This window comes from Faunimonas pinastri (assembly GCF_900110915.1).
In the GTDB taxonomy this organism is placed as follows: domain Bacteria; phylum Pseudomonadota; class Alphaproteobacteria; order Rhizobiales; family Afifellaceae; genus Faunimonas; species Faunimonas pinastri.
Window position 1 is genome coordinate 1 of the sequence record NZ_FOFG01000025.1, and the last position, 25,503, is coordinate 25,503.

Annotated in this window: 23 protein-coding genes and 1 pseudogene; 14 read left to right on the top strand and 10 right to left on the bottom strand. The window is 65.2% G+C overall.

Features of this window, described 5'->3' with window-relative positions:
• The 3 genes from BMY25_RS21275 to BMY25_RS21395 all read left to right on the top strand — a co-directional run.
• Positions 1-358, top strand: a 358-nt coding sequence (locus BMY25_RS21275) for a transposase (protein ID WP_238858427.1), incomplete at its 5' end; no start/stop codon positions are given.
• Positions 359-363: 5 nt separating this feature from the next.
• Positions 364-528, top strand: coding sequence for a type 2 periplasmic-binding domain-containing protein (locus BMY25_RS21390; protein ID WP_346432157.1), 165 nt, complete (start codon positions 364-366; stop codon positions 526-528).
• A gap of 94 nt (positions 529-622) precedes the next feature.
• Entirely contained in the window at positions 623-820 is a 198-nt protein-coding gene (locus BMY25_RS21395; RefSeq protein ID WP_346432158.1) for a type 2 periplasmic-binding domain-containing protein, read from the top strand.
• A gap of 271 nt (positions 821-1,091) precedes the next feature.
• Here the strand turns inward: BMY25_RS21395 and BMY25_RS19310 are convergent, their stop codons facing one another.
• Positions 1,092-1,979, bottom strand: coding sequence for a LysR family transcriptional regulator (locus tag BMY25_RS19310; protein ID WP_092499771.1), 888 nt, complete (start codon positions 1,977-1,979; stop codon positions 1,092-1,094).
• A gap of 108 nt (positions 1,980-2,087) precedes the next feature.
• Here BMY25_RS19310 and BMY25_RS19315 point away from each other — a divergent pair, with 108 nt between their 5' ends.
• The 4 genes from BMY25_RS19315 to BMY25_RS19330 all read left to right on the top strand — a co-directional run bounded on the left by BMY25_RS19315 (position 2,088) and on the right by BMY25_RS19330 (position 5,039).
• The gene (locus BMY25_RS19315) at positions 2,088-2,726 is read left to right on the top strand and encodes a glutathione S-transferase family protein (RefSeq protein WP_092499735.1); all 639 of its coding nucleotides are present in this window, start codon (positions 2,088-2,090) and stop codon (positions 2,724-2,726) included.
• 27 nt (positions 2,727-2,753) lie between these two features.
• Positions 2,754-3,524 (top strand): enoyl-CoA hydratase/isomerase family protein, encoded by a 771-nt coding sequence (locus BMY25_RS19320; RefSeq protein ID WP_092499737.1) that lies wholly within the window; start codon positions 2,754-2,756, stop codon positions 3,522-3,524.
• 75 nt (positions 3,525-3,599) lie between these two features.
• Positions 3,600-4,259, top strand: a complete 660-nt coding sequence (locus tag BMY25_RS19325) for a peroxiredoxin-like family protein (RefSeq protein WP_092499739.1) — start codon at positions 3,600-3,602, stop codon at positions 4,257-4,259.
• A gap of 66 nt (positions 4,260-4,325) precedes the next feature.
• On the top strand, positions 4,326-5,039 hold the full coding sequence (locus BMY25_RS19330) for an SDR family oxidoreductase (RefSeq protein ID WP_092499741.1): 714 nt from the start codon (positions 4,326-4,328) through the stop codon (positions 5,037-5,039).
• Positions 5,040-5,251: 212 nt separating this feature from the next.
• Here BMY25_RS19330 and BMY25_RS19335 read toward each other — a convergent pair whose 3' ends face one another.
• Positions 5,252-5,851 (bottom strand): TetR/AcrR family transcriptional regulator, encoded by a 600-nt coding sequence (locus BMY25_RS19335; protein WP_092499743.1) that lies wholly within the window; start codon positions 5,849-5,851, stop codon positions 5,252-5,254.
• A 93-nt stretch (positions 5,852-5,944) separates the two neighbouring features.
• Here BMY25_RS19335 and BMY25_RS19340 point away from each other — a divergent pair, with 93 nt between their 5' ends.
• From BMY25_RS19340 to BMY25_RS19350, 3 genes are read left to right on the top strand one after another with little or no spacing between them, the layout of a single operon-like run.
• Positions 5,945-6,685 carry an SDR family oxidoreductase gene (locus BMY25_RS19340; protein ID WP_092499773.1) on the top strand — a complete coding sequence of 247 codons (741 nt, stop codon included), beginning with the start codon at positions 5,945-5,947 and terminating at the stop codon, positions 6,683-6,685.
• An 11-nt stretch (positions 6,686-6,696) separates the two neighbouring features.
• Entirely contained in the window at positions 6,697-7,434 is a 738-nt protein-coding gene (locus BMY25_RS19345; protein ID WP_092499745.1) for an SDR family oxidoreductase, read from the top strand.
• A 22-nt stretch (positions 7,435-7,456) separates the two neighbouring features.
• The gene (locus BMY25_RS19350; protein ID WP_092499747.1) at positions 7,457-8,353 is read left to right on the top strand and encodes an SDR family oxidoreductase; all 897 of its coding nucleotides are present in this window, start codon (positions 7,457-7,459) and stop codon (positions 8,351-8,353) included.
• A 388-nt stretch (positions 8,354-8,741) separates the two neighbouring features.
• On the opposite strand, the gene BMY25_RS19355 is transcribed toward BMY25_RS19350, so the two are convergent.
• Genes BMY25_RS19355 through BMY25_RS19370 form a run of 4 tightly spaced genes read right to left on the bottom strand, consistent with a single transcriptional unit; the run spans position 8,742 to position 14,653 of the window.
• A complete protein-coding gene (locus BMY25_RS19355) occupies positions 8,742-10,622 on the bottom strand; it encodes an adenine deaminase (RefSeq protein WP_092499749.1) in 1,881 nt (626 codons plus the stop codon).
• The gene (locus BMY25_RS19360) at positions 10,619-11,386 is read right to left on the bottom strand and encodes a creatininase family protein (protein ID WP_092499775.1); all 768 of its coding nucleotides are present in this window, start codon (positions 11,384-11,386) and stop codon (positions 10,619-10,621) included. The genes BMY25_RS19355 and BMY25_RS19360 overlap by 4 nt, the downstream gene beginning before the upstream one ends.
• Before the next feature lie 26 nt (positions 11,387-11,412).
• Positions 11,413-13,272 carry an adenine deaminase gene (locus BMY25_RS19365; protein WP_092499751.1) on the bottom strand — a complete coding sequence of 620 codons (1,860 nt, stop codon included), beginning with the start codon at positions 13,270-13,272 and terminating at the stop codon, positions 11,413-11,415.
• Between the two features lie 7 nt (positions 13,273-13,279).
• Entirely contained in the window at positions 13,280-14,653 is a 1,374-nt protein-coding gene (locus tag BMY25_RS19370) for an NCS2 family permease (protein WP_092499753.1), read from the bottom strand.
• 276 nt (positions 14,654-14,929) lie between these two features.
• On the opposite strand from BMY25_RS19370, the gene BMY25_RS19375 reads away from it, so the two are divergent.
• Both BMY25_RS19375 and BMY25_RS19385 read left to right on the top strand, forming a co-directional pair.
• The gene (locus tag BMY25_RS19375; RefSeq protein ID WP_092499755.1) at positions 14,930-16,714 is read left to right on the top strand and encodes an adenine deaminase; all 1,785 of its coding nucleotides are present in this window, start codon (positions 14,930-14,932) and stop codon (positions 16,712-16,714) included.
• A gap of 482 nt (positions 16,715-17,196) precedes the next feature.
• Positions 17,197-17,421 carry a P-loop NTPase family protein gene (locus tag BMY25_RS19385; protein ID WP_143062050.1) on the top strand — a complete coding sequence of 75 codons (225 nt, stop codon included), beginning with the start codon at positions 17,197-17,199 and terminating at the stop codon, positions 17,419-17,421.
• Positions 17,422-17,468: 47 nt separating this feature from the next.
• On the opposite strand, the gene BMY25_RS19390 is transcribed toward BMY25_RS19385, so the two are convergent.
• From BMY25_RS19390 to BMY25_RS19405, 4 genes are read right to left on the bottom strand one after another with little or no spacing between them, the layout of a single operon-like run.
• Positions 17,469-18,005 (bottom strand): winged helix DNA-binding protein, encoded by a 537-nt coding sequence (locus tag BMY25_RS19390; RefSeq protein WP_092499761.1) that lies wholly within the window; start codon positions 18,003-18,005, stop codon positions 17,469-17,471.
• Positions 18,005-19,312, bottom strand: a complete 1,308-nt coding sequence (locus BMY25_RS19395) for a TRAP transporter large permease (RefSeq protein WP_092499763.1) — start codon at positions 19,310-19,312, stop codon at positions 18,005-18,007. The genes BMY25_RS19390 and BMY25_RS19395 overlap by 1 nt, the downstream gene beginning before the upstream one ends.
• Before the next feature lie 7 nt (positions 19,313-19,319).
• The gene (locus BMY25_RS19400) at positions 19,320-19,850 is read right to left on the bottom strand and encodes a TRAP transporter small permease (RefSeq protein ID WP_092499765.1); all 531 of its coding nucleotides are present in this window, start codon (positions 19,848-19,850) and stop codon (positions 19,320-19,322) included.
• A 52-nt stretch (positions 19,851-19,902) separates the two neighbouring features.
• Positions 19,903-20,880 carry a TRAP transporter substrate-binding protein gene (locus BMY25_RS19405; RefSeq protein WP_092499767.1) on the bottom strand — a complete coding sequence of 326 codons (978 nt, stop codon included), beginning with the start codon at positions 20,878-20,880 and terminating at the stop codon, positions 19,903-19,905.
• A gap of 112 nt (positions 20,881-20,992) precedes the next feature.
• Between BMY25_RS19405 and BMY25_RS19410 the strand changes: the two genes are divergently transcribed.
• Entirely contained in the window at positions 20,993-24,646 is a 3,654-nt protein-coding gene (locus BMY25_RS19410) for a hydantoinase B/oxoprolinase family protein (RefSeq protein ID WP_092499769.1), read from the top strand.
• A gap of 214 nt (positions 24,647-24,860) precedes the next feature.
• Positions 24,861-25,375 (top strand): annotated as a pseudogene (locus BMY25_RS19415) (IS3 family transposase); the annotation flags it as partial.
• Positions 25,376-25,503 lie beyond the last annotated feature (128 nt).

A 25,503-nucleotide genomic window follows, 5' to 3' on the forward strand; every position in this document is an offset into this window, starting at 1 on the left:
GCTGCTGATCACCGCCGGCCAGGCTTCGGACAAAACCGCCGTTCCGGACCTGCTGGTCGGCCTGCCCGCAGCCGGAGCACTCGTTGCGGACCGCGGTTATGACAGCCGCGCTATCCTCGATCCTGTCGCCAAAACAGGTGGACAGGCGCATATCCCCACCCAGAGCCGGGTCCGTGTGCAGCGCTCCGTTGAGCCAGCCCTCTACCGCCGGCGCAACCTCGTGGAGCGGTTCTTCTGCAAGCTCAAACACTTCCGCCGTGTCGCAACGCGCTTCGACAAGCTCGCCCGAAACTTTCTCGCAGCCCTCCTGATCGCCTCAACACGCCTATGGCTGAGAGCTTATGAGTCTACGACCTAGGCGAGGTGATCGAGCGCGACATGATCGCGGTCCCGGTCAGCGCGAAGCAGCGCCAGATCGTCGTCGCCGCGCCGGCCTATCTTGAGGCAGCCGGAACGCCGCTCCACCCGCGCGAGCTGACGCAGCACCGTTGCATCGGCTGGCGATCGGCGGTCGAGGCGGCGCCCTAGCGCTGGGAGTTCACCGAGGACGGCCGCGACTTCGCCGTCACCGCGGAGCCGGAAATAACCACCAACGACATGGCTCTGATGGTGAAGATGGCCCGTGCGTGCGGGTCTGACCATCGGCATGGCCGAAACCTTGGCCCCTCTGTTTCACACCGGCGAGCTACGCGCGGTCCTCGAACCGTACTGCCCGCCGTTGCCGGGCTTTTACCTGTTCTATCCCAGTCGACGTCACCTGCCGAGCAAGCTGCGCGCGCTTGTGGATCATGTGCGAGATTGGCGTGAGGGACGCATCTGACCACCGCTCGGCGAAGATGTTCGGCTTTCCCGTTAGGGGACGCTCGACGGGGCACTCGGGCACCGTGGGTCGCGCCAACATATCTTGCGGGTGCGCCTTCCCGAAATTGACTCCTGGATATGGAGAAATGAGAATGCTGCGGGTGCTCAAATGGCCGGTCCCGGGTTGACGCACCGGTTCATCGAACTTTTGGCTTGGGTCGAAAGCGGAATGGCGGCATTTACGCGCCGCTCACCCCAAAGCGGACAGTCCGCTTTCGGCCACAAGGAGCTCAGACCTTTCCATCAATCAAGACGGTCTCCACGAAGTCGACGAAGGCACGTGCTCTGGCGCTTGCCAGGCGCCCTGTGGGGAAGACGGCCCAGAGGTCGATCGGCGGTAGCTCCCAGTCTTCAAGAACGCGCCGAACGGCTCCACTCTTGAGTTCAGGGGCGAACATCCAATCGGAGACCACGGCCAGTCCCATATCGGCCAGCACGGCCGCGCGGATACCTTCCGCCGCGCTGACCCTGACGCGACCGCGCACCGTAACCGAGGCTTCCGTGCCGGCGCGCTGGAACAGCCAGCGGCTGTCGGTCCGGCTATAGACCACCGCCTCGTGGCCGGCGAGATCGGCAGGCACCTGAGGCATACCGGCGCGAGCGAGATAAGCGGGCGTCGCCACCACGGAGCGGCCACCGCTGGCGATCCGCCGCGCCATGGCGGTCGAATCGGCCAGGGCACCCATGCGGAGCGCAACGTCGATGCCTTCGGCAACGAGATCGATGACCCGATCGTCCAAAATGACGTCGATATCGAGGTCGGGATGACGCGCCAGGAATGCGGGCAGGCGCGGCACGATCATCAGGCGCGCGAAAGTGGTCGCCGCGCAGATGCGCAAGCTCCCCGATAGCCCCGCGCCCGCGCCGCGAGCCTCGAGCTCCGCTTCGTCCACCTCCTGGATTGCCAGTCGCGCGCGCTCGAAGAAGCGCAGCCCGGCTTCGGTGGGAGCGAGGCCGTGCGTGGAGCGCAAAAGCAACCTGACCTGAAGGCGGTTCTCCAGCTGGGCGATCGTCTTGGACACCGCCGGCTGGCCAAGGCCGAGCTGCCTCGCCGCACCCGAGAATGTGCCGTTCTCCACCACCCGCACAAAGGCGATCATCGACTGCAGTCGGTCCATTTTCATTCCTGTCAGGAATAGCCAATATCGCTCTGCGATGTCTGCCAGACCTGCTTCGGAATAGCGATACCTGCCCCACCGGCAACAATGCCGGAGGGAGTTCCGGGAATGATCGAAGTTCATGCGTTCGCGACGCCCAACAGCGTCAAGGTGCCGATCGCGCTGGAGGAGATGGGCGTCGAATACCTGCTGAAGCCCGTCAATGTCCGTCGCGGCGAGCAGAAGGAGGCCTCGTTCCTCGCGCTCAACCCGAACGCCAAGGTGCCTGTCCTGATCGACAGCGAAGGCCCCTCCGACGAACCGTTCGTCCTGACCGAGAGCGCGGCCATTCTCGTCTATCTTGCGGAGAAGACAGGTCGGTTGCTGCCGGCGACGGGCGTGGCGCGGGGACGGGTGTTCGAGCAACTGTTCTTCCATGCCTCGGCGCTCAGTCCCGCTTTCGGCAATGCCGGCTTCTTCCGACGGTTTGCAACCGAACCGCAGCCGCTCGCCGAGGCTCGATTTGTCGGTGAGGGCAATCGGCTGCTGGATTTGCTCGACATGTTGCTGACCGAGCGCCGTTTCATGGCCGGCGAGGCCTTCAGCATCGCCGACATCGCCCATTTCGGTTGGCTGTGGCGGCGCGAGTTCCCCGGACTGACTCTCGACAGCCGTCCGCATCTCGCACGCTGGTTTGAAGCCATTGCGGCACGTCCAGCCGTGCAACGCGCGCTTACCCGCGTCGAAGCGCTCGCCGCGCAGGCCTAAGCCCATCCCGAACTCAAGGAGATCCCCATGTCCCGTTTCGAAGCCTATCGCGACAGTTTTCCCAACGCCCGGCTGACCCGCACGCAAAGCGGCGTGCTCGAAGTCGCGCTGCACACCGCCGGCGGCAAGCTCGTCTTCGACGGCCACACGCACGAACAGTTCGTCGAACTCTTCCACGCCATCGGCTCTGACCCGGACAACCGCGTGGTGATCCTCACCGGCTCGGGCGACGCATTCATGGACACGATCAGCCCCGAGGGCTTCGATTTCTTCTCCCCGCGTGGCTACGACAAGATCTTCCGCGAGGGCAAAAAGGTCCTGATGAACATCCTCGATATCGAGGTTCCGTTCATCGCGGCGCTCAACGGACCGGTGCTGCTCCATTCCGAATACGCGCTGCTGGCCGACATCGTGCTGGCGACACCGGCGACAACGTTTCAGGACAAGCCGCACTTCGACTTCGGTATCGTTCCCGGCGATGGCGTGAACCTGCTCTGGCCCGAAGTGATCGGCAGCGTGCGCGGGCGCTATTTCATCCTGACGCGGCAGATCCTGGATGCCGGGACCGCGAAGGACTGGGGCGTCGTCAACGAAGTGGTGCCCGCCGACCGGTTGCTCGCCCGGGCCCATGAGATTGCCGAGGATCTGGCCGCATTGCCGCCGCTCACCAGCCGCTACACGCGGATCGCGCTGACCCAGAAGCTGCGCCGGATCGTCGATGAAGGTGCGGGCTATGGCCTTGCGCTGGAAGGGATCAGTGCCGCCGAAGTCGCCCGCTCGATGGCGTCCGCCGGCTGAGCCTAATTCCCGATTTCCGTCGACCGAAGCTCGCCGGCGGCTTCACCACAGCACCGACACGCAAGGAGAATTTCCATGTCACTTCAGGACAAGCTCGACGCCTTCAAGGCCGATTTCGAAGCGGGCAAGCCACCCTATAACGTTCCCCACTCAGTGATCGAGACGATGCACCGGGCGACTGCCGAGTTGATTGCCTCGGGTGCAGCAGGCCGCGCGCTGAAGGCCGGGGACAAGGCGCCCGCCTTCGTGCTCAACGATCCGGACGGCAACCCGGTCTCCTCCACCGATCTCCTCGCCAGGGGACCGCTGGTGCTCAGCTTCTATCGGGGCGTCTGGTGCCCTTATTGCAACATGGAGCTGCAGGCGCTCCAGGGGGCACTTTCTGAGTTCAAGGAGCTTGGAGCGGGTCTCGTCGCCGTCTCTCCGCAGACGGCCCCGAACAGCCGCAAGTCGGTGCGGCAGAACCAGATCGGCTTCCCGATCCTGTCGGACCCGCGAAACGAGGTCGCCGCCGCCTTCGGGCTGCGCTTCGAACTTCCCGACTATCTGGTCGAACTCTACAAGGGGCTGAAGAACGACCTGCCTTCGTTCAACGGCGATCCGAGCTGGACGCTGCCGATGCCCGCTCGGTTCGTCATCGGGCAGGATGGTACGATCCTCTATGCCGAGGTGAACCCGGACTATACTCGCCGCCCCGAGCCCGGGGACATGCTCCCCATGCTGCGCAGCGCATAGACCGTCGCCACCTGAACTCCGACCTGAATCGCCCGGCTCCAACCGGAGCGGGGCTGGAGACCCGTCATGCAACGAAGCTTTCTGATCACCGGTGCCAGCAAGGGCATCGGCCTGGCGCTGGCCCATATGCTTGTTGAGCGTGGGCACGAAGTCATCGGCATTGCCCGTGGCGCGGATCCGGGTTTCCCCGGAACGCTTCATTCTCTGGATCTCGCGAGCGAAAACGCGACCGAAGCGCTCGCGGACATCGTCGCCCGCCATCCCGTCGATGGCATCGTCAACAATGTCGGGCTGGTCCGTCCCCAGCCTCTAGGCGCGATCGAGCTATCCACACTGGATGAGGTGATGCGCGTCAATCTGCATCCCGCGCTGGCGGCGGTGCAGGCGGGCCTGCCGAGAATGAAGTCGCAAGGGTGGGGACGGATCGTCAACGTGTCGAGCCTCACCGTGCTCGGTGCGGTGGAGCGCACGGCCTATGCGGCAGCCAAGGCCGCCCTGGTGAGCTTTGCCCGAAGCTGGGCGCTGGAACTTGCGGACGAGGGGATCACGGTCAATGCGGTGTCGCCGGGGCCAACCGATACCGAGTTGTTCCGCGCCAATAATTCGCCGGGCAGCGAAGGCGAGAGGCGTTATCTTTCCGGCGTGCCGATGAAACGCTTCGGCCAGCCGGCGGAGATCGCGTCGGCCATCGCCTTCCTGCTCTCCGAGGAGGCCGGGTTCATCACCGGCCAGACAATTCACGTCGATGGCGGCGCCTCGATCGGGAAAGCAGCGTTCTAGAACGGAGGCTTGTTCTTGCAAGAAGCAGACGGGTGTCAGCGGCAGGAGCGGCTCAGGAGATGGCGCGACAGCCTGAGCGCTCCCCCAAAAATCCGCCAGCGGGGCGGTCGAAAGCCGGGCACACGTCACACGAGATGCGGACCGGCAACCTGCTAGGCAGGGGGATATTTTCCTCACCAGAGTGCATCCGCTAGTTCGGCAGGTCAGATGCTTTATAGATCGAGAAGTTTCTTGCAGTTCTGCACAAGGCTGTCGCCATAGTCCGGGGTCAGCGGGCGAATCTTCAAGAGCAGATTGAAGTACAAAGCCCCGAATATCGCATCCACGACAAGCTCGGGGTCGATATGTGCGGGCACAAGCCCTTGCCTTTGTGCCTCGATGATATCGTTCACCGTCCCGGCGCGTCGCGGTTTGACGTAGTGTTCATTGAGCTCGTTCAGCACGTTCGGATCGCTCTGTCCTTCGGCAACAAGCTCCGCGACGACCTTCCCGAAAAAGCCGTTGAAGGCGGCGATGAGCCTTTCGACCTTTTGACGGATCGCATCCTCGACGGTCGTCGCCTGAGGTGCCTCGAGCTCGGGCACGATCCGCTCGTTGAACATCGCGATGACCAGGGCGGCCTTCGTCTTCCACCACCGGTACAGGGTCGGCTTGCCGACGCCGGCGCGCTTGGCGACCTTTTCCATGGTCAGTTCGCGAACCGACATCTCCTGAAGCAGATCGTAGACGGCCGTAAGGATCACATCATGCGAGCCCGCGCTCGATGATCGCGGTCGGCCAAGCGGGGAAGGGGGGCGAGTCTTCTTTTCCATGCGATTTATCGTAACTCTCCGTCACGAAAAAGCAATTGACATCGCAATAAATAACTTTACGTTACGTTCTGGAACGTAAATAGGAAAATGATCATGGCTCATGGACAGGACAAGACAGCGTTGATCACTGGCGGTTCGCGCGGGATCGGCGCCGAGATTGCCAAGCGGCTCGCGGCGGACGGTTTTACGGTCGCGGTCAATTATGCGAGCAATCCCGGGTCCGCAGACGCGGTGGTGAAAGAGATCGTCGCGGCAGGTGGCAAGGCTTTCGCAGTGGCAGCCGATGTGAGCGACGCCAAGGCCGTCGCCACGATGTTCGAGAGCATCGCCGAACAGGCCAGCGAAGTCGCGGTACTCGTCAACAACGCGGGTGTGATGGAACTGGCTCCGATCGCAAAGATGGACGCCGGGACGTTCGACCGCATGGTCGCGATCAACCTCAAAGGCACGTTCAATACGCTGCAGGAAGCTGCGCGTCGGATGGGCGACGGCGGCCGGATCATCAACACCTCCAGCAGCGTCACGAAACTGCGGCAACCCGCCTACGGGCCTTACGCGGCAACCAAGGCCGCCGTCGAAACCCTGACCGCGATTCTCGCACGCGAACTCCGCGGCCGGAACATCACCGTCAATGCCGTCGCCCCGGGACCGACCGCGACCGAGCTGTTTTTCAAGGGCAAGTCGGACGAACTCATCGCCAACATCAAGAAGATGGCGCCGCTGGAGCGGCTCGGTGAGCCGAGCGACATCGCCTCGGTGGTTTCGTTCCTCGCTGGCCCGGATGGCGCCTGGATTAATGGTCAGACGCTGTTCGCAAATGGCGGTGCGATCTGAGCGAGGCTCCGATGCACCCGAGACAGAAAACGGCTCTTGTCACCGGTGCCTCGCGGGGCATCGGTGCCGCGATCGCTCGAAGGCTTGCGCGAGACGGGTTCGCCGTGGCCGTCAACTACGCTGCGAGCGTTCGCGACGCTGACGCGATCGTTAGCGAGATCGAACGGGCGGATGGTCACGCCTTCGCGGTGCAGGCCGATCTGGCCGACGCCGGGGATACCGAGCGCATGTTCGACGCTGTCAGCGATCGGTTCAGCCAACTCGATGTCGTGGTCCACAACGCCGGCATCCAGTTGCTTGGAGCGCATGCCGAGATGGACGGGGTCGCTCTCGATCAGCTGGTCGCGGTCAACCTCACCGCGGCCTTCCGGGTCCTCAGCCGTGCGGCGCGCCAGGTCTCGGATGGCGGCCGCATCCTCGCGCTGTCTTCCGGCACGACGGCCGTGCTTCCGCCACGCTACGGCGTCTATGCCGCGACGAAGGCGGGAGTGGACGTTCTGATTGCCGTGCTCGCCAAGGAGCTGCGCGGACGCGGCGTCACAGCCAACGCCATCGCTCCCGGCCCGGTCGCGACGGACCTCTATCTCAAGGGAAAGACCGAGGCGGACCTGGAAGCGACTGCCGCCAGAACCCCTCTCGGCCGCCTTGGGCAACCTGACGACATCGCGGGCGCCATCGCCTTTCTTGCTGGACCGGGCGGCGAGTGGGTCAACGGCCAGACGATCCTCGTAAACGGCGGTCTCATCTGAAGCCCGTCAGGAAAGAAACCAAATGAGCAAGACGGTACTGATAACGGGCGCATCCAGCGGGTTCGGCCAGATGACCGCCTATGTGCTCGCCGAGGCTGGTCACACGGTCTATGCCTCGATGCGCGATACCAAGGGCCGCAATGCCGAAAAGGTCGCGGCCGCAGCTCGGCATGCCACCGAGCAGGGCATCGATCTCAGAACGGTCGAACTGGACGTGCAGGATGAGGGCTCAGTCGAACGCGCCGTTCAAACCGTGATCGACGAAGCAGGCAACCTGGATGTGCTGATCCACAATGCCGGTCACATGGTCCTGGGGCCCGCTGAGGCCTTTACGCCCGAGCAATACGCGCAACAGTACGATGTCAATGTGATCAGCACGCAGCGGGTCAACCGTGCGGCACTGCCCCACATGCGTGCCGCGCGATCCGGATTGCTGGTCTGGATCTCGTCGACCAGTGTCCGCGGCGGCACGCCACCTTATCTCGCGCCCTACTTCGCCGCGAAAGCCGCCATGGAGTCGCTCGCGATCAGCTATGCGGGCGAGGTGGCGCTCTGGGGCATCGATACATCGATCGTCGCCCCGGGTGTGTTCGGCACGGGAACGAACCACTTCCAGAACAGCGGCCATCCCAACGATGCGGCGGTAGCACAGACCTACGCCACGGGACCGACCGCGGATCTTCAGGACAGGGTGGCGAAAGGACATGCCGCCATGGAGCCGGACGATTCCGATCCGCAGGAAGTTGCAAGGGCGATCGTCAGGCTCGTCGATCTCCCCGCCGGCAAGCGGCCTTTCCACGTCACTGTCGACCCCGCCGACATGGGCTATGAGGTCATGGCGGCGATGAGCGACCGCATCCGCGGAGAAATCATGACCGCGATGAGCTTGAAGGACATCTTGAAGCCCGCCTCCGCATAGTCAACGGCTACTCCGCCGCGAAAAGCGCGGTTGCACGGCCTCGCCGCGCGACCGTTCCTGTCAGGTCGTGTGCGTTGCTAGCTGGATCAGACAATCCCGATTTGACGTTGCGGTAATCGTTTATCCGATCGGTTGCGGCATGCTCTTGGAGGGTTCCATACGTCTCTCGGAATGCTGTGCGAGGTGGGAGGAGTAGAGCAGCCGGTCCCAAGGCCGACTGCAATGGAAGGCACGAGACACTGACCAAGCAACCTGGACTGCCCTCAGGATCGGGGCGCCTCACGAGTGGATGTCTGTTCGACCGACCAGCAATGTCCGATCATAATGAGAACAGGAGGCCTCCTCCTCGCGGGGCGACTTACTGTCTGCGCGGTCAAGATCGCTGCGGTTACCAAACTATTGGATGCGTTTCGCCGGTCTGCACGTTCACGAACCCGGCGGGCGCCATCGGAGAAGGCGCGACAAGGACCCAGCGCCAAGGCGCGCAGGTTAGCGTCGCGAAGGCAAGTCGCTCGGGGAAACCCGGCCACCACCGGGGAGAGAAGGTAGGCTCGTACATCCAGTCGATCTTTTCGCCCTCGGCATAAAGGTGTTGCATCTCTGGCTCGAGCTCTTCCGGCGCGCGCGCCGTCATCAGCCCGCCGACCTCGTAGCGGACCTGGGCGACTACCTGCTCGTCCCGCACCAGCACCCAGCCACCCTGCATGGCGGCGATCGCGTTGACGACCGTCGCCATGGCGCTGTCGGAGGAACCGACGACCCAGATGTTGTGCTTGTCGTGCCCCATGGTGCAGCCGAGCGCCACGCCGGGATCACGCGGCCCGCAGCCGAGCCAGAACATTTTGGAGGTCTTCGCCTCGCCGGAGAAGCGGTCGACGATGGCGAACTTCGTGATGTTGCGCCCGGCGTCTCGCTGCACCAGTCCGTCCTGCACGGGGAGCTCTGCGGTGATGAAATCGTCGTCCCAGTGGAAAGGGCGGAGCAGGGCTGCCTGCATGGTTTCGCGGCCAGGCTCCGCAGGGATCGAGAAATCCCGAGCGGTGAGTTCGCGGTCGATCCGCACGGTCTTCGTGGCCCAGTCCGGCCAGTCGATCTTCGGCAGCGCGCCGGTATAGGTCTTGCGCTCCGAGATCGGCGCCCCGTCCGCCCACACCTTGGCGATGGAAAGGTTGGCGATGTCGTCGAGCAGCACGATGTCGGCATAGCGACCGGGTGCGAGCGATCCGACCCATGGTGTCAGCCGCATGTGCCGGGCGGGATTGATGGTGACACACTGGATCGCGATTTCCGGCGGGAGGCCGCTCTCGATCGCGGTGCGGACATTGTAGTCGGTCGCGCCAAGCTTCAGCGTGTCGGAGGAACTGCGGTCGTCGGTGGTGAAGGCGATCTGCGACCAATCGGCCAGGCCATCCTCCAGCAGCGCGCGGACGATGTCCGGCATGGAATAGGGACGAATCTCGACGAAGAGGCCGCGGGCGAGTTTGTCGCGCACCTCGTCCGGCGTCCACGCCTCATGGTCGGAGGCAAGTCCCGCCGCCGCGAAGGCGTTGATCGAGGCGAGGTCCCTGAGGCCGGCGGCATGACCTTCCACGACACCACGCTTTTCGAAAGTTGCCTGGATCATCCCCCAGAGACGCCCGTGCGACGGGCTTTCCGGGTTCCACACGGCCGGCCAATCCATCACTTCGTCGAGCCCGGCCACCATGAGCGATTGCTCCATGAACGTCTTCTGCTCGTCGTAGCCGAAGTACCCGCCGCCCCATTCGTAAGCCGTGGGCGGAACGGCGGAGCCGGGCAGCGGAAAGATCTTCAGAGGCGAGCCACGTCGCCGGGCCTCCAGCCAGAATTCGAGGTTGTTCGGCCCGTTGACGTTGGAGAATTCGTGGCTGGCCTCGCAGGTCCAGGTATTGCCGTGCGGCAGGACCAGCGCGGCCTCGTATTCCGGAGTGAGATGCGAACTCTCGATATGCTTGTGCACCTCGCCGAAGCCCGGGACTGCGGCAAGCGCCGGCTCGTGGATGCGCTCGCGCACCTCGCCTTCGTATCCGCCAGCGGGGCCGATCCAGGCGATGCGCCGCCCCCGGATGACGATTTCCTGATCCTCGTGCCATGTGCGGGTATGGACATCCAAGAGGCGTCCGATCCGCAAGGCCCGATCCGCCGGCCGCTTGCCCAGCGCCACCAGCGCGAGATCCTGCCGGATCCGCACTTCCTCGGCCGCATCGAACAGGAGATCGGCGGGCGAAGCGGATGCGTCGGACGTATTCATGAAGGCTTCTCCTCGCTGTTTTTTGCCCGGACAAGTCCGTGTCGCGCGAGAAAGGTGCGGATCACGTCAACGCTCGCGGCGGTGAGTCCCTCCAGGAGGCGCTCGCCCTTTTCGGCGGTTGCCGGTCGGGAATTGCCAAAGACGCCGCTTTGGCAGAAGCTGCTGAGCTGCATCGGCTCGGCTCCGAAGGTGGGGGGAAAGACGGGATATTCGCTGATGGCCCGCTCCATCCGCACCGCTTCGGGCGCAAGCGCCAGCATGACGGAGGTTTCCACCTCGTCGGCATGGTAGAAGGTCGGCGCGGCCGGTGCGCTGGCGCAGATCTCGTCCGCCAAGGATTCCAAACCGGGATAATCGAGGCAGAGAACGGGAAAGCCGCTCTCCCGCCAGAGTTCACGGGCCGCGAGCGCGATCGGTTCGCGGTTGCCGAAATGCCCGTTGACCACGATCAGCGCGCCGAGGCCGATTCGGCGCACGCCGCGCGCGAGATCCTCGACGGTGCGCTGCACCGTTTCCGGGGAAAGCGAAAGCGTGCCGGGAAAGCCTTCGTTGTTCCAGGCATCGCCATAGGGCAAGGCTGGAAGCAGCAGCGCGTCGAGAGCTTCCGCCAGCCGCCGCGCGAAACCCGTAGCCATGACCGTATCGGTGGCAAGCGGGAGATGCGGACCATGCTGCTCCTGCGCCCCGACGGGAAGCAGCCCGATCCTCCCCTCGCGAACGAAGTCCTTCACCTCCGGCCAGGTGGCGAGAGCGGCATCCAGCATGTCAGGCACTCCGTTCGTCGCTCGTGCTACCAGACCACGGGATGGGTTTCGCCCGTCTGGACGTTGACGAGGCCCTGCGGCGCGGCCTCGCATGGCGCAACCAGGACCCATCGCCACGGTGCGCAGGTCAGTGTCGCGAAGATCAGCTTTTCCGGGAAACCCGGCTCCCACACGGGCGAGATGCTGGGCTCGTACATCCAGTCGACCTTCGCGGCTTCGGCATAAAGCGCCTGCATGTCGCGGTCGAGATCGGCGGCGGGGCGGGCCGTCATCAGTCCGGCGACCTCGTAGCGCACCTCGGCACGCAGTTCGCCGTCGCGCACCAGCGCCCAGCCGCCGCCGATTTCCCCGAGGCGGTTCACCGCCTTGGCCATGGCCGCATCGGAGGAGCCGATCACCCAGACATTGTGCTTGTCGTGCGCCACGGAGCAGGCGAGCGCGGTATCGGGATCGGCGGGCCCGCAGCCCAGCCAGAACATCGGCGCGACAGCCCCGGTGCCGTGGAAACGATCCACAATGGCGAACTTCGTGATGCGGCGGCCCGTGTCGCGCTGCACTGCGCCGTCGGCAACCGGCAGCGTCGCCGTCAGCAGATCGAGGTTCCAGTGGAAGGGGCGCAGCAACGCCGCCTCCATGGTCTCGCGGCCGGGCGCGGCGGCGATCGCGAAATCATCGGCGGTGAGTTCGCGGCCGATCTTCATCGTGTCGGTGGCCCAGTCCGGCCAACGGATCTCCGGTTGGGGACCGACATAGCTTCCCCTTTCCGCAGCGAGCCGCCCATCGGCATAAACGGCGTCGATTGCGATACCCGCGACGTCGGAGAGCAGCACGATATCGGCATAGCGGCCGGGCGAGATGCTGCCGACCCAGGCGTCGATCCGCATGTGGCGGGCGGGGTTGAGGGTGGCGCACTGGATAGCGGTTTCCGGCGCCACGCCATACCGGATCGCGGAGCGGACATTATGGTCGCTGGCGCCGATCCTCAACGTTTCCGACGCGCTTCGATCATCTGTCGTAAAGGCGATGTTGGACCAGTCGGACAGGCGCTGCACGAGCTGCGGCAACACCGCTTCGAAGTTGAACGGACGGATCTCGATGAAGACGCCCCGGTTCAGCTTTTCCCACGCATCCTCGAAAGCCCAGATCTCATGGTCGGAGCTCAGGCCTGCCGCCGCGAAGGCGCTGGAATCGTGTGCTTCCACAAGGCCCGAGCCGTGCCCCTCCACCACGCCGCGCTGCTCGAAGGTGGCGCGGATCATCCCCCAGATCCTGTCGTAGCCGGGGTTCTCCGGGTTCCAGACGGCCGGCCAGTCCATCACCTCGTCCAAGCTGACGACGGAGAGGTCGTCCGCCATGAACCGGCGCTGCTCCTCATAGCCATAATAGCCGCCGCCCGATTCCCAGGCGCTGGGCGGCACGGCGGAGCCCGGCTGGATGAACACCTTCTGCGGACAGCCGAGCCGTCGCGCCCGCTGCCAGAATTCTGTGTTGCGCGCGCCGTCGACGTTGGCGAATTCATGGCTCGCCTCGCAGGTCCAGGTATTGCCGCGCGGGATGACCAGCGCGGCCTCCCATTCTGGCGTCAGGTGCGTGCTCTCGATATGCTTGTGGACTTCGCCGAAACCCGGCACCGCCGACAGGTCGGGATAATGCACCCGCTCCCGAACTTCGCCGCGATAGGTGCCGGCCGGGCCGGTCCAGGCGATACGCCGGCCCTTGATGACGATTTCCTGGTCGTCGAGCCACGTTCCACTGTGCACCGAGAGCATTCGTCCGACCCGGATCGCGAGATCCGCCGGCCGCCGCCCCAACGCCACCAGCGTCAAGTCCTGCCGGATGGAGATCTCGTCGGCGGCGTTCAGGATCAGGTCATCGGGGAGCGACATCGGAGCGTCAGTGCATGTGGTGTGTGAGGATCATGTAGATGATGAAGATCGCGTCGAGGCCGAGCAGCCACGGCGTCACCTTCTGCCACTGCCGCGTGGCGAGCACGATCAGCGTGTAGACGAAGCAGCCGACGGTCAGGCCCATCATCAAGTCCGTCGTGCAGACCGTGATCAGCAGCGTCATGATCGGCGGCAGCGCGTTTTCCGGTCGCGTGACGTCGAGATCGCGAATGCCCTCCATCATCAGCACGCCGACCAGTACGAGAGCGGGGGCCGTCGCCTGCGCCGGGATGATGGCGATCAGCGGCCAGATGAAGAGCGAGAGCCCGAACAGGATTGCCACCACGATGCCGGTCAGCCCGGTGCGTCCGCCCGCCTCCACGCCGGTTGCCGACTCGATGTAGGCGGCGACCGTTGAGGTCCCCACCATCGCACCGATCACCGAGGCAAGACCGTCGGCGATGAAAGCCTGCCGCGCATTCGGGATCTGGCCTTCCGGCGTCATCATGTTGCCGCGACGGGTGACGCCGATCAGCGTCGCCGTGGCGGAGAAGAAATCGGAGATGAAGAAATAGAGGGTGATCGGCAGGACGAGGAAGAAATGGCTGATGAACTCGTGGAAGTCGAAGGCGAAGAAGAGCTCCTTCGGGATCACGGGCAGGTTCACGATGTGATCCGGGATCGGCGTGACGGGCTTGCCGTTCAGCCCGGTCAGGAAGAAGCCCGCGATCGTCAGCAGCACGATGGAGATCAGGAAGGCGGCCGGAACGCGCATCGCCACCAGCACGGGCGTGACCAGCACGCCGATAAAGGTCAGCATCGTCGCCGGATCGGCAAGGTTGCCGAAATGGACGCTGTTGTTCTGCACCACCAGCAGACCGCCATTCTTCAAGCCGAGATAGGCGATGAACAACCCGATGCCGCACTGGATGCCGAGACGGATGGCGGCGGGAAAGCCAAGGACGATCTGTTCCCGTATGCGCGTCAGCGACAGGATCAGGAAGAGGATGCCGCCGATCAGCACCATGGTGAAGGCGGTCTGGTAGGAGACGCCCATCTGCAGCACGACGACCTGGGCGAAGATGACGTTGCTGCCCATGCCCGGTGCCAGCGCGATCGGCAGGTTGGCCCAGAGCGCCATGATCAGCGTACCGATGATGGACGCGATTGCGGTGGTGATGATCAGCTCGTGCCGGTCCATGCCGGCGGCGGAGAGGATCGCCGGATTGACCACGACGATGTAGCTCATCGCGCCGAACGTCGTGAGACCGGCGATGACCTCGCGGCCCAGGGTGGAGCCCCTCGCACTCACGCCGAAGAGCCGGTCCAGCCCACGCGCTTCCACGTGGCTGGCCGGAGCCGCCACAACCTCATCCGACATCTGGAATCCCCCCGATCGCGATGCGCTCGTGGCCTGCAAATTTCCGCAAGCACGAAAATTCTACAAGATGACATTTTCGGCAGCCAAGTGATCGCTCTCTGCCCGTTCATCCCCGGTTCGAGCGCCGGATCGCGGCATTCCCGCGCGGCGCCGCCCATTGCCTCCATCCTGGCCACATTGCTGAATGTTAAGGCTTGCTTCTCATCTCCCCCCGGCCTGAAAACTTCCGCCGGCCGGAGCCGCCGTGCTGCCGCCGACATTTGCGGGAGTGGCGCGATGCAGGAACCTCATGACCTCGACGATCCGACCCTGCGCGACCGCGCCGTTCGTGCGGCGCGCGGCCAGGAGGGCTTCGACGTCCTGCTCGTCGGCGGGACCCTGGTCGACATGGCCACCAACGAGGTCCGTCCGGCCGATATCGGGCTGATCGGTCCGCTCATCGCCAGCGTGCACCAGCCGGGCACCCGCAGCGATGCGGCCGAAATCATCGACATTGCCGGTCGCTTCGTCGCGCCGGGCCTGATCGACACCCACATGCATGTGGAAAGCTCGATGGTGACGCCGCGTCGCTATGCCGAGACGGTGGTGCCGCAGGGCACGACTACGATCTGCTGGGACCCGCACGAGGTTGGCAATGTGGTGGGGCTCGCCGGTGTGCGCTGGGCCATCGAGGCGAGTCGCGGCCTGCCGCTGCGGGCGCTCGTGCTGGCGCCCTCCTGCGTGCCGTCCGCCCCGGGGCTGGAAGTGGCGGGAGCGGATTTCCGCCGCCCGGAAATGCAGGAAATGCTGAGCTGGCCGGAGATCGCCGGCGTCGCCGAAGTCATGGACATGCGCGGCGTGATCGAGCGAGATCCCCGCATGTCCGGCATCGTGGGGGCCGGGCTGGAGAGCGGCAAGCTCGTCTGCGGTCATGGCCGCGAGCTGACGGGCGGCAACCTGCAGGCTTTTGCGACGGCCGGCATCCAGTCCGACCATGAGATCGTCTCCGGCGACGATATCCTGGAGAAGCTGAGGTCGGGCTTCACCGTCGAGCTCCGCGGCTCGCACGATTACGTGCTCCCCGGCGTGGTGGAGGCGTTGAACAGCCTGCCGCAGATCCCGCAGACGCTGACCCTTTGCACCGACGACATCTTCCCCGACGACCTGATCCGCGTCGGCGGGATCGTCGACGTGGTGCGCCGGCTCGTCCGCTACGGCCTTCCCCCGATCGATGCGCTTCGCGCCGCGACATTGAATGCCGCGATGCGGCTCGGCCGCCGCGACCTCGGACTGGTAGCGCCCGGTCGCCGCGCCGATCTCATCGTCCTTGCCGATCTCGTCGAGTTCGGGGTGGAGCATGTCTTCGTCTCCGGCCGGCATGTGGCGGAGAATGGAACGCTGCGCGAAGCAGTGCCGGAGCGCCCGGAGGGACCGACGGACACCGTCAAGGTGCCGCTGCTTTCGGCGGAGGACTTCATGATCCACCTGCCGGGGCATCCCGATGGCAGCGTCGAGATCAATACGGTGTCGCAGCCGCGCTTCACCCGCTGGGGCCGCATTGCGGCTGACGTTCGCGAGGGGAGGGTTGTTCCGCCTGCCGGAACCATCGTGATGGCGATGATCCACCGGCACGGATTCCGACCGGCGGTCCCGCAGCTTGGCATCCTGGAAGGCTGGAGCGAGTGGCGTGGCGCGCTGGCGACCAGCGTCTCGCATGACAGCCACAATCTGACGGTCTTCGGTCGGGACCCCGAGGACATGGCCGCCGCGGCAAACGCCGTCATCGAGGCTGGCGGCGGAATGGCCGTCTCGCAGAACGGTGCGGTGACCGCTCTCCTGCCGTTACCCGTCTGCGGCCTGCTTTCGGATGCGCCCACCGAAGAGGTTGCGCAAGGGTTCAGGAAGATCCGTGCCGCCGCCGAGCCGATCGCCGACTGGCAGCCGCCTTTCATCGTCTTCAAGTCCTGCGTCGCGGCAAGCCTTGCCTGCAATCCGGGGCCGCATGTAACAGACCTTGGTCTCGCGGACGGAAAAACCGGCGAGTTTCGCCCTCTGATTGTCACAGAAGAGCAAAACGCATGAGCGGGACGCTCGGCCCTAACCTTGAACTCTCACCGATGCGAACTCCGTGGATAATCCAGAACAGCGACTCCGGTCGTTGGACTAACTTGGGGCATGGAAGGCTCTCGGAGAGAGCGGGGCGTTCCAGACCAGAGCTCCGCTTTGAGGACAATCAGGACTTCGGAGCGTTCGTGAAGAACGGAGAAGGCGAGGTGATCGCCGGCCTTATCGGGAACTCCCGATGGAACGGCTTCCAGTTCGACATGCTGGTCGTCCCGGAGCTGCTGCTAGGGCAGGGGCTGGGGTCCTAACCTTTGCGTCTCGCGGAAGAGGAGGCAGTCGATCGGGGTCGCCAGCACACGGCTGGAACCTTCTCGGCAACAGATGCGACAGGTTGCAGGTCCCGCACGAAGCGTAGGGCGTCCAGATAAAGTTATCCGAAAGAGCCTCTCATTCCTTTCCGCTTCTCGGCTAAGACGATGCGCGACAAGGCGCGAGAGGAATTGACCAGCCATCTGTGCGGGCAGCAGTCGATCGAGGTGCTGAACGTCATCAAGCCGGCAAAGATCAAGGGCCTCGGCGTAGTCTTTACCTCCCACACGCTGCCGCATGTTCTGGAAGTCACCGACCGTATCACCATGCTACGGCTGGGCGAGGTCGTCGCCGACCGGCCGACCCCGGACTTCACCGGGGACACGCTCCTGAAGCAAATCACCGGGCTTGCCTGAAGGAGCCGGCCTGGAGGCCGTGCTTCGCGAGGCGCCTCGTTATCAACTCACAGAGAGGCCGCGGCGCGGGAGGCCTGGTCGTAATGACCCGAGAGAGCGCGGATGCGTCGCGCCATCTCCGACAGCATGTCACTGGAGACTTCGGTGGAGAGAACCGAGCGAACCAGCAGCGCCTCACGGATCTCCGCATAGCGCTTGCAGGCGGCCCGGCCCTCTTCGGTCACCATGGCGAGCTTTTCCTTTCCGCGCCGTCCGCTTTTCACGAGCCCCAGCTTTTCAAGCTTCTTCAGCGCATAGGAAACGACATGCGTGTCCTCGATGTTGAGGACGAGGCAGATGTCGGCCAGTGTCTTGGCCTTGTCGCGGTGATTGACGTTGTGCAGCACCAGCACGTCGATGGCCGAAAGGTCGGGAAAGCCCGCCGCCGCCATGCACCGCACCATCCAGCGGTTGAACGCATGCGTCAGCATGATCGTGCCGAACTCCACTTCCGAGAGCGCCGGAAGGGCGCCGCTCGCCAGATGGCCGGAGGAGACGATAGGCCCCAACCCCGGCCTTTCCTTCCGTTCCGTATCTTCGGCCATCAGGGGTGCCCGAACATCTGGTTGGGGAGCCAGCTGACCAGCCCCGGCGCCGCCGTGACGATCGCGACCATGACGATCATGCCCGCGAAGAAGGGCAGCGAAGCAAGACCCACATAGCCCATCCTGCGATTGGCGAGCGACTGGATGACGTAGAGGTTGAAGCCGACCGGCGGCGTCACCTGTGCCATCTCCACCACCAGCACCACGAAGATGCCGAACCACAGGAGGTCGATGCCGGCGGCACTGACGGCCGGCAGCAGCACGGAGGTGGTGAGCACCACCATGGAGATGCCGTCGATGAAACATCCCATGATGATGAAGACCACGGTCAGCGCCGCGATGAGCGCCAGAGGCGACAGGTTCATGGCCACGATCCAGTCGGCGAAGCGGACGGGAAGCCCCGTGAATCCCATGGCGGTGGATAGAAACGCCGCGCCGGAGAGGATCATCCCGATCATGCAGGTGGTGCGGACCGCGCCGCCGATGCTTTCCCACATCATGGTCCAGGTGAAGCCGCCGGTGGCGAGTGCCAGGATCACCGCTCCGACTACCCCGAGCACGGCGGATTCTGTCGGCGTGGCAAAGCCCGCATAGATCGAGCCGAGCACCAGGATGATCAGGAGCACGACCGGGATCAGGCGGCGTGATTCCGAAAGCTTGGCCATGAATGGCATCGATGGGTCAGCGGGGGGAACGCGCGCGGGGTAGAGGAGCGCATAACCGCCGACGATCAGCGAGAACATCAACATCAGGACGATGCCCGGGATCACGCCGGCCATGAAGAGGCGCGCGATGGAGACCTGCGCCGCCACGCCATAGACGATCATGGTGATGGAGGGCGGGATCAGGAGACCCAGCGTCCCGGAGCCGGCAAGCGAGCCCAGGATCATGAAGTCGTCGTAGCCGCGGCGGCGAAGCTCGGGGATCGTCATCTTGCCGACGGTAGCGGCCGTGGCGGCCGAGGAGCCGGAGATCGCCGCGAAGATCCCGCAACCGACCACGTTGGTGTGCAGCAGGCGGCCGGGCAGGCGCTGCATCCAGGGGGCGAGGCCTCGGAACATGTCCTCCGCCAGCCGCGAGCGAAACAGGATCTCGCCCATCCAGATGAACATGGGAAGGGCGGTCAGCGCCCAGGAATTGCTGGCGCCCCAGAGCGTGGTGCCGAAGAGCAGACCCGGCGGGCGATGTGTGAAGAAGGCCAGCGCCACATAACCTACGGCGGCAAGCGAGATGCCGATCCAGACTCCGGCCACCAGTGTGATGACCATTGTCGCGGCGAGGACGAGAGATGCGAAGAGCGGATCCATGGAAGCCTCAGCGCTCGAATGTCAGGAGTTCGTTGGGATCGCTTTCCGGCTGCACCATGTAGCTTGGCGACCGGCCGCGCAGCACGCGCACGAGATCTTCCAGAACCGCCAAGAAGAGCGCCGCGGTGCCGATGAGCATGGCGAGTTCGGGGATCCAGAGCTGGACCGGCAACAGTCCCTCGGAGACGTCGCCGAACTGCCAGGAATTGCTGACGGTCACCCCGAGCCACCAGGTTGCCCAACCGGTGGCGATCGCGGTGGCGGCGAGCACGATGCCTTCCAGCACCAGGCGGTTGCGACCGGTCAGGCGGTCCACCAGCAGGCCAACGCGGATGTGGTCGGCACGGCAATAGGCCGGCGCCAGCCCCAGAAAGAACAGCCCGACCAGGCAGAAGCCGGAAAGGTCATCGCTGCCGGCAAGCTGCGAACCGGAGAGCCGCCACGCGACGCCGCCCAGAATAAGGGCCAGAATGGCGACCAGCGACAGTCCGGCCAGGAATTCCACGGCGCGGTAGATCCATGCAAACGGGCTTTTCATCGACTCCCCCCACGAGAAAAGGGCCGGGACGATCCGCCCCGGCCCGCACCGATCACTTGCGATAGGAGTCCAGAATGGCGGCGCCGTCGGAGCCGGCCTTGGCCGCCCATTCGGAGGCCATGGTCTTGCCGATGCCGGCGAGTTCGGTCTTCATGGCATCGCTGGCGTCGCTGACCGTCATGCCCTTCTCGGCCATGGTCTTCTTGTAGCCCTCGTTGAGGGACTGCGATTCCGACCAGCCGCGATCCTCCGCCCTGGTGGCGGCATCCATCACGGCCTTCTTCTGATCCGCCGGCAGGGCGTCGAACGTCTTCTTGTTCACGAAGACGATGTTCTGCGGCAGGAATGCCTGCAGGTCGTAATAGTACTTCAAATAGTCCCAGGCCTGCGTGTCGACGCCGGTGGCGCCCGAGGTCAACATCGCGTCGACCACGCCGGTGCGAAAGGCCTGAGCCACTTCGGCGGCCTGAACGGTGACGGGCGCCGCGCCGACCAGTTCGGCGAAGCGGGCCGTCGCCGGGTTGTAGGTGCGGAACTTCAGTCCCTTGAGGTCGGACAGCTTCTGCAACGCCTGCTTGGAATAGATGCCCTGCGGCGGCCAGGCGACGGAGAAGAGCAGCACCATGCCCTTGTCCGACATGTGCTTGGCGACGGTGTCGTGAGCGGCGCGCCAGAGTTTGTGGGCGTCGTCATAATTAGTCGCGAGGCCCGGAATGGAATCGATGCCGAAGATCGGGTCTTCGTTGGCGAGCGAGGAGAGCAGCACTTCGCCCGCCTGGACCTGCCCGGTCTGCACCGCGCGCTTGATCTCCGTCGCCTTCAGAAGCGAGCCATTGGTGTAGAGCGTGATCTTGAGGCCGCCATTGGTGGCCTTGTCGACCTCTGCAGCGAACTCCCGGATGTTCTTGGTATGGAAATTGCCATCCGGGTACGGGGTAGGCATGTCCCAGCTTGCCGCGCTGGCCTGGCCAGCCAGCGTGAGACCGAGCGCTACCGTCGCCGCATAAGCGGCGCCGAACAGTTTCCGCATGATGATGTCCCCTCTTGATTGACGGCCGGGGCCGCTGAAGAGACGCTCTCAACTTGACGGCAAAATGTCAACGAAGTATCGGCGTTGAGGATCTTGCGTGAGGGGGACTGCGATGGCCGGCGTCTGGGATTTCTGGATCGATCGTGGCGGCACGTTCACCGATGTCATCGGCCGCGATCCTGCCGGGCGGCTGCACACCCGCAAGATGCTGTCGGAAAACCCCGAGCAGTACCGCGACGCGGCGGTGGCCGGCATTCGCGCATTGCTCGGCCTCAAGCCGGGCGAGGCGATCCCGTCCGGGCTGATCGGCGACGTGCGCATGGGCACGACGGTCGCCACCAACGCGCTGCTGGAGCGCAAGGGCGAGCGGACCGCTCTCGTCACCACGCGCGGCTTCCGCGATGCGCTGGCGATCGGTTATCAGGCGCGCAGCGACATCTTCGCCAAGCGGATCGTCAAGCCGGACCTCCTCTATGACCGCGTGGTCGAGGTGGACGAACGCGTGCTGGCCGATGGGGGCGTGGAGCAGGCGCTCGACGAGACGGCGATCCGCGCGGCGCTGCAGTCGCTTGTGGACGAGGGCTACCGCTCCGTCGCGATCGTCTTCATGCATGCCTACCGCCATCCGGCCCATGAGCAGGCAGCCGCCCGCATCGCCCGTGAACTCGGCATTCCGCAGGTTTCCGCCAGCCACGAGGTTTCGCCGCTGGTGAAGTTCGTCGGCCGTGGCGACACGACGGTGGTCGACGCCTATCTCTCGCCGATCCTGCGCCGCTACGTCGCGCAGGTCACGGAGGAACTGGACGTGGCGCGCACCGGCGCGCGGCTGATGTTCATGATGTCGTCGGGCGGGCTCACCGCGGCCGATCTCTTCGGCGGCAAGGACGCGATCCTCTCCGGTCCCGCCGGCGGCGTCGTGGCTCTCGCCCAGACGGGCGGGGAGGCGGGCTTCAACGAGGTGATCGGTTTCGACATGGGCGGCACGTCCACCGACGTGGCGCATTACGCCGGCACCTACGAGCGCGCCTTCGAGACGGAAGTGGCGGGCGTGCGCATCCGCGCGCCGATGATGCAGATCCACACGGTCGCGGCGGGCGGCGGCTCGATCCTGCATTTCGACGGGTCGCGCTTCCGGGTCGGGCCCGATTCCGCCGGCGCCAACCCCGGACCGAAGAGCTACCGCCGTGGCGGGCCGCTTTCCGTCACCGACGCCAACGTGATGGTGGGCAAGCTCGTGCCCGATCTCTTCCCGGCGATCTTCGGGCCGAACCAGGACGAGCCGCTGGACCGCGACGCCGTGGCCGGGGCTTTCGCGGACATGGCCAGCGAGATCGGCGACGGCCGCTCGCCGGAAGAGGTGGCCGACGGCTTCCTCCGCATCGCGGTCGCCAACATGGCGGAGGCGGTGAAGAAGATCTCGGTCGCCCGCGGCTACGACGTGACGCGCTATGCGCTGAACGCTTTCGGCGGCGCCAGCGGCCAGCATGCCTGCCTCGTCGCCGACGCGCTCGGCATGACGCGGGTGCTGGTGCATCCCTTCTCCGGCCTGCTCTCCGCCTATGGCATGGGCCTCGCCGAAATCCGCGCCATGCGGCAGGCGGCCATCGAAGCGCCGTTCGACCCGGCCGCGCTTCGGCTGATCGCGACGGCGGCCCGGCCGCTCGCGGCTGACGTGCTGGCCGAGGTGACCTCGCAGGGCGTGGACGCCGCCGGTGTCGCCGTGCATGTGCGAGCGCATCTCCGCTATGCCGGCACCGATACGTCGCTGGAAGTGCCCGCTTTCGACATGCCGGGCGGAAGGCCGTTCGATCCCTCCGCCATGGACATCGATGCCATGAAGGCCGCATTCGAGGCCGCGCATCGCAGCCGTTTCGGTTTCATCGACCGGACGAAGCAGGTCGTGGTCGAGGCGATCTCGGTGGAGGCGATCGGCGGCAGCACGCGGCCCGAAACGATCGACGCCGCCCCGAGCGACGCTGCCCTGCCCGAGCCGGAGCGGCGCACGCGCCTGTTTTCCGGCGGGCGCTGGCACGATGCCGCAATCTTCCGCCGCGAACAGCTCGCGCCCGGCCACAAGGTTGCCGGCCCGGCTCTGGTGATCGAGCCGAACCAGACTGTGGTCGTGGAGGATGGCTGGACGGCGACGCTGACCGTCCGCGACCATCTCGTGCTGGAGCGCACGACCGCCCTGCCGAAGGGCGTGGCGATCGGCACCGACGCCGATCCCGTCATGCTGGAGATCTTCAACAATCTCTTCATGTCCATCGCCGAGCAGATGGGCCTGACGCTGCAGAACACGGCCTATTCCGTGAACATCAAGGAGCGGCTGGACTTCTCCTGCGCCGTCTTCGACCGCGCGGGCGCGTTGGTCGCCAACGCGCCGCACATGCCGGTGCATCTGGGCTCCATGGATCGCTCGGTGGAAAGCATCATCCGCAACAATCCGGTGATCCACCCGGGCGACGTCTTCGCCATCAACGCCCCCTATAATGGCGGCACGCACCTGCCCGACATCACCGTCTGCACGCCGGTCTTCGACGATGCCGGCCGGGATGTGCTCTTTTGGGTCGCCTCGCGCGGCCACCATGCCGATATCGGCGGCACGGCGCCGGGCTCCATGTCGCCGGACGCCCGGACCATCGAGGAGGAGGGCGTCTATATCGACAACTTCCGCATGGTCGAGGAAGGCCGCTTCCGCGAGGCCGAGCTGGTGGCCCTGCTGACCGGCGCGCGTTACCCCGTCCGCAACGTGGTGCAGAACGTGGCCGACCTCAAGGCGCAGATCGCCGCCAATGAGCGCGGCGTGACGGAACTCCGCAAGATCATCGCGCGCTTCGGGCTCGACGTGGTGGAAGCCTATATGGGCCACGTGCAGGACAACGCGGCGGAAAGCGTGCGCCGCGTCGTGGACCGCCTGTCGGACGCCGAGTTCACCTATCCCATGGACCAGGGTTGCGAGATCCGGGTGCGGATTTCCGTCGACCGGGAGAAGCGCGAGGCGACGGTCGACTTCACGGGCACCTCCGATCAGCGCGGCGACAACTTCAACGCGCCGGAGCCGGTGACCCGCGCCGCAGTGCTTTACGTCTTCCGCGTCATGGTGGAGGACGCGATCCCGATGAATGCCGGCTGCCTCCGGCCGATCCGCATCGTGGTGCCGGACGCGACGATGCTCTCGCCGCAATGGCCGGCCGCCGTGGTCGCCGGCAACGTCGAGGTGAGCCAGGCCGTCACCAATTGCCTGTTCGGAGCGCTGGGGGCTCTCGCCGCCGCGCAGGGCACGATGAACAACCTGACCTTCGGCAACGACCGCTACCAATATTACGAGACGATCTGCTCGGGCGCACCGGCCGGCGAGGGCTTCGATGGCGCGCCCGGCGTCCACACCCACATGACCAATTCGCGGCTGACCGATCCGGAGATCCTGGAGCTGCGCTTCCCCGTGGTGCTGGAGGATTTCCACATCCGCCGAGGCTCGGGCGGGCGCGGCCGCTGGCACTCCGGGGATGGCACCAGCCGCACCATCCGCTTCCGCGAGCGCATGGAGTGCTCGGTCCTCTCAGGCCACCGTCGCGTCGCGCCCTTCGGGTTGGAAGGCGGTCTGCCGGGGGAGACCGGCGAGAACCGGGTCCGCCGCCTTGACGGCCGCACGGAGTCGCTGGGCGGCTGCGCGCAGACAATGCTGGAAGCGGGCGAGGCGATCACCGTCATCACGCCCACCGGCGGCGGCTTCGGCGAGCCTGGTCCCGGTCCACGCGACGCCTGAGCGGACCTGATGCCTTCCTGCCAGTGCCGGCTTCGGCCACAAGAACGCGACTGTTCGGGCAGAACGCGATGATGGATGCCGTGGTGAGCCGCCGCGAGGGAGCGCGCAGGGTCGCCACCACCCTCCGCGCCTGAAGACCGACCCATCGGCGCGGAAGCCGACCACATCTTCGGAACGATCCTGATGGATGATGGAGTCGGTCCCACGATGTATCGACAACACCCTGCCGCGACGGTTCGATGTCGACGCGCAGGACAAGGCGTGGGTGACGGACATTACCTACATCAGGAAGGGCTTCGCCTATCTGGCCGTGGGGATCGACCTGTTCTCCCGTCGCGTCATTGGCTGGTCACTTCAGAGCCGGCAGTTCACTGACGTCGTGCTACAGGCGTTGCTCACGGCGGTGTGGCGGCGGAAGCCGAAGACCACCATCCTGATCCACTCAGATCAAGCTCCCAGTTCACCAGCATGGATTGGACAGCCTTCCTGAAGCACCACAATCTTGAGCATTCGATGAGCCAACGCGGGAACTGCCACGACAACGCCGTGGCAGAGAGCTTCTTCAACCTGCTCAAGCGGGAGCGAATCCGCCGCAAGACCTACCGCACGCGCGAAGAGGCAAAACAGGAGGTGTTCGACTCCAACGAGATGTTCTACAACCCCAAGCGCAAGCACGTCAGGAACGGGATGCTGTCACCCGTCGAGTTCGAACGGCAGCACGATATGTAGCCCGAGGGAGTCTACGAAACTCGGGGCTATTCAGACCTTGGTGGAGAGCACGTAGCTGTCGCGCGGCTTGTCGCGCAGGAAATCGCCGAGCCGCCGCTCGCTGAGGCCGTGGCCGTAGCGCGGCGCCG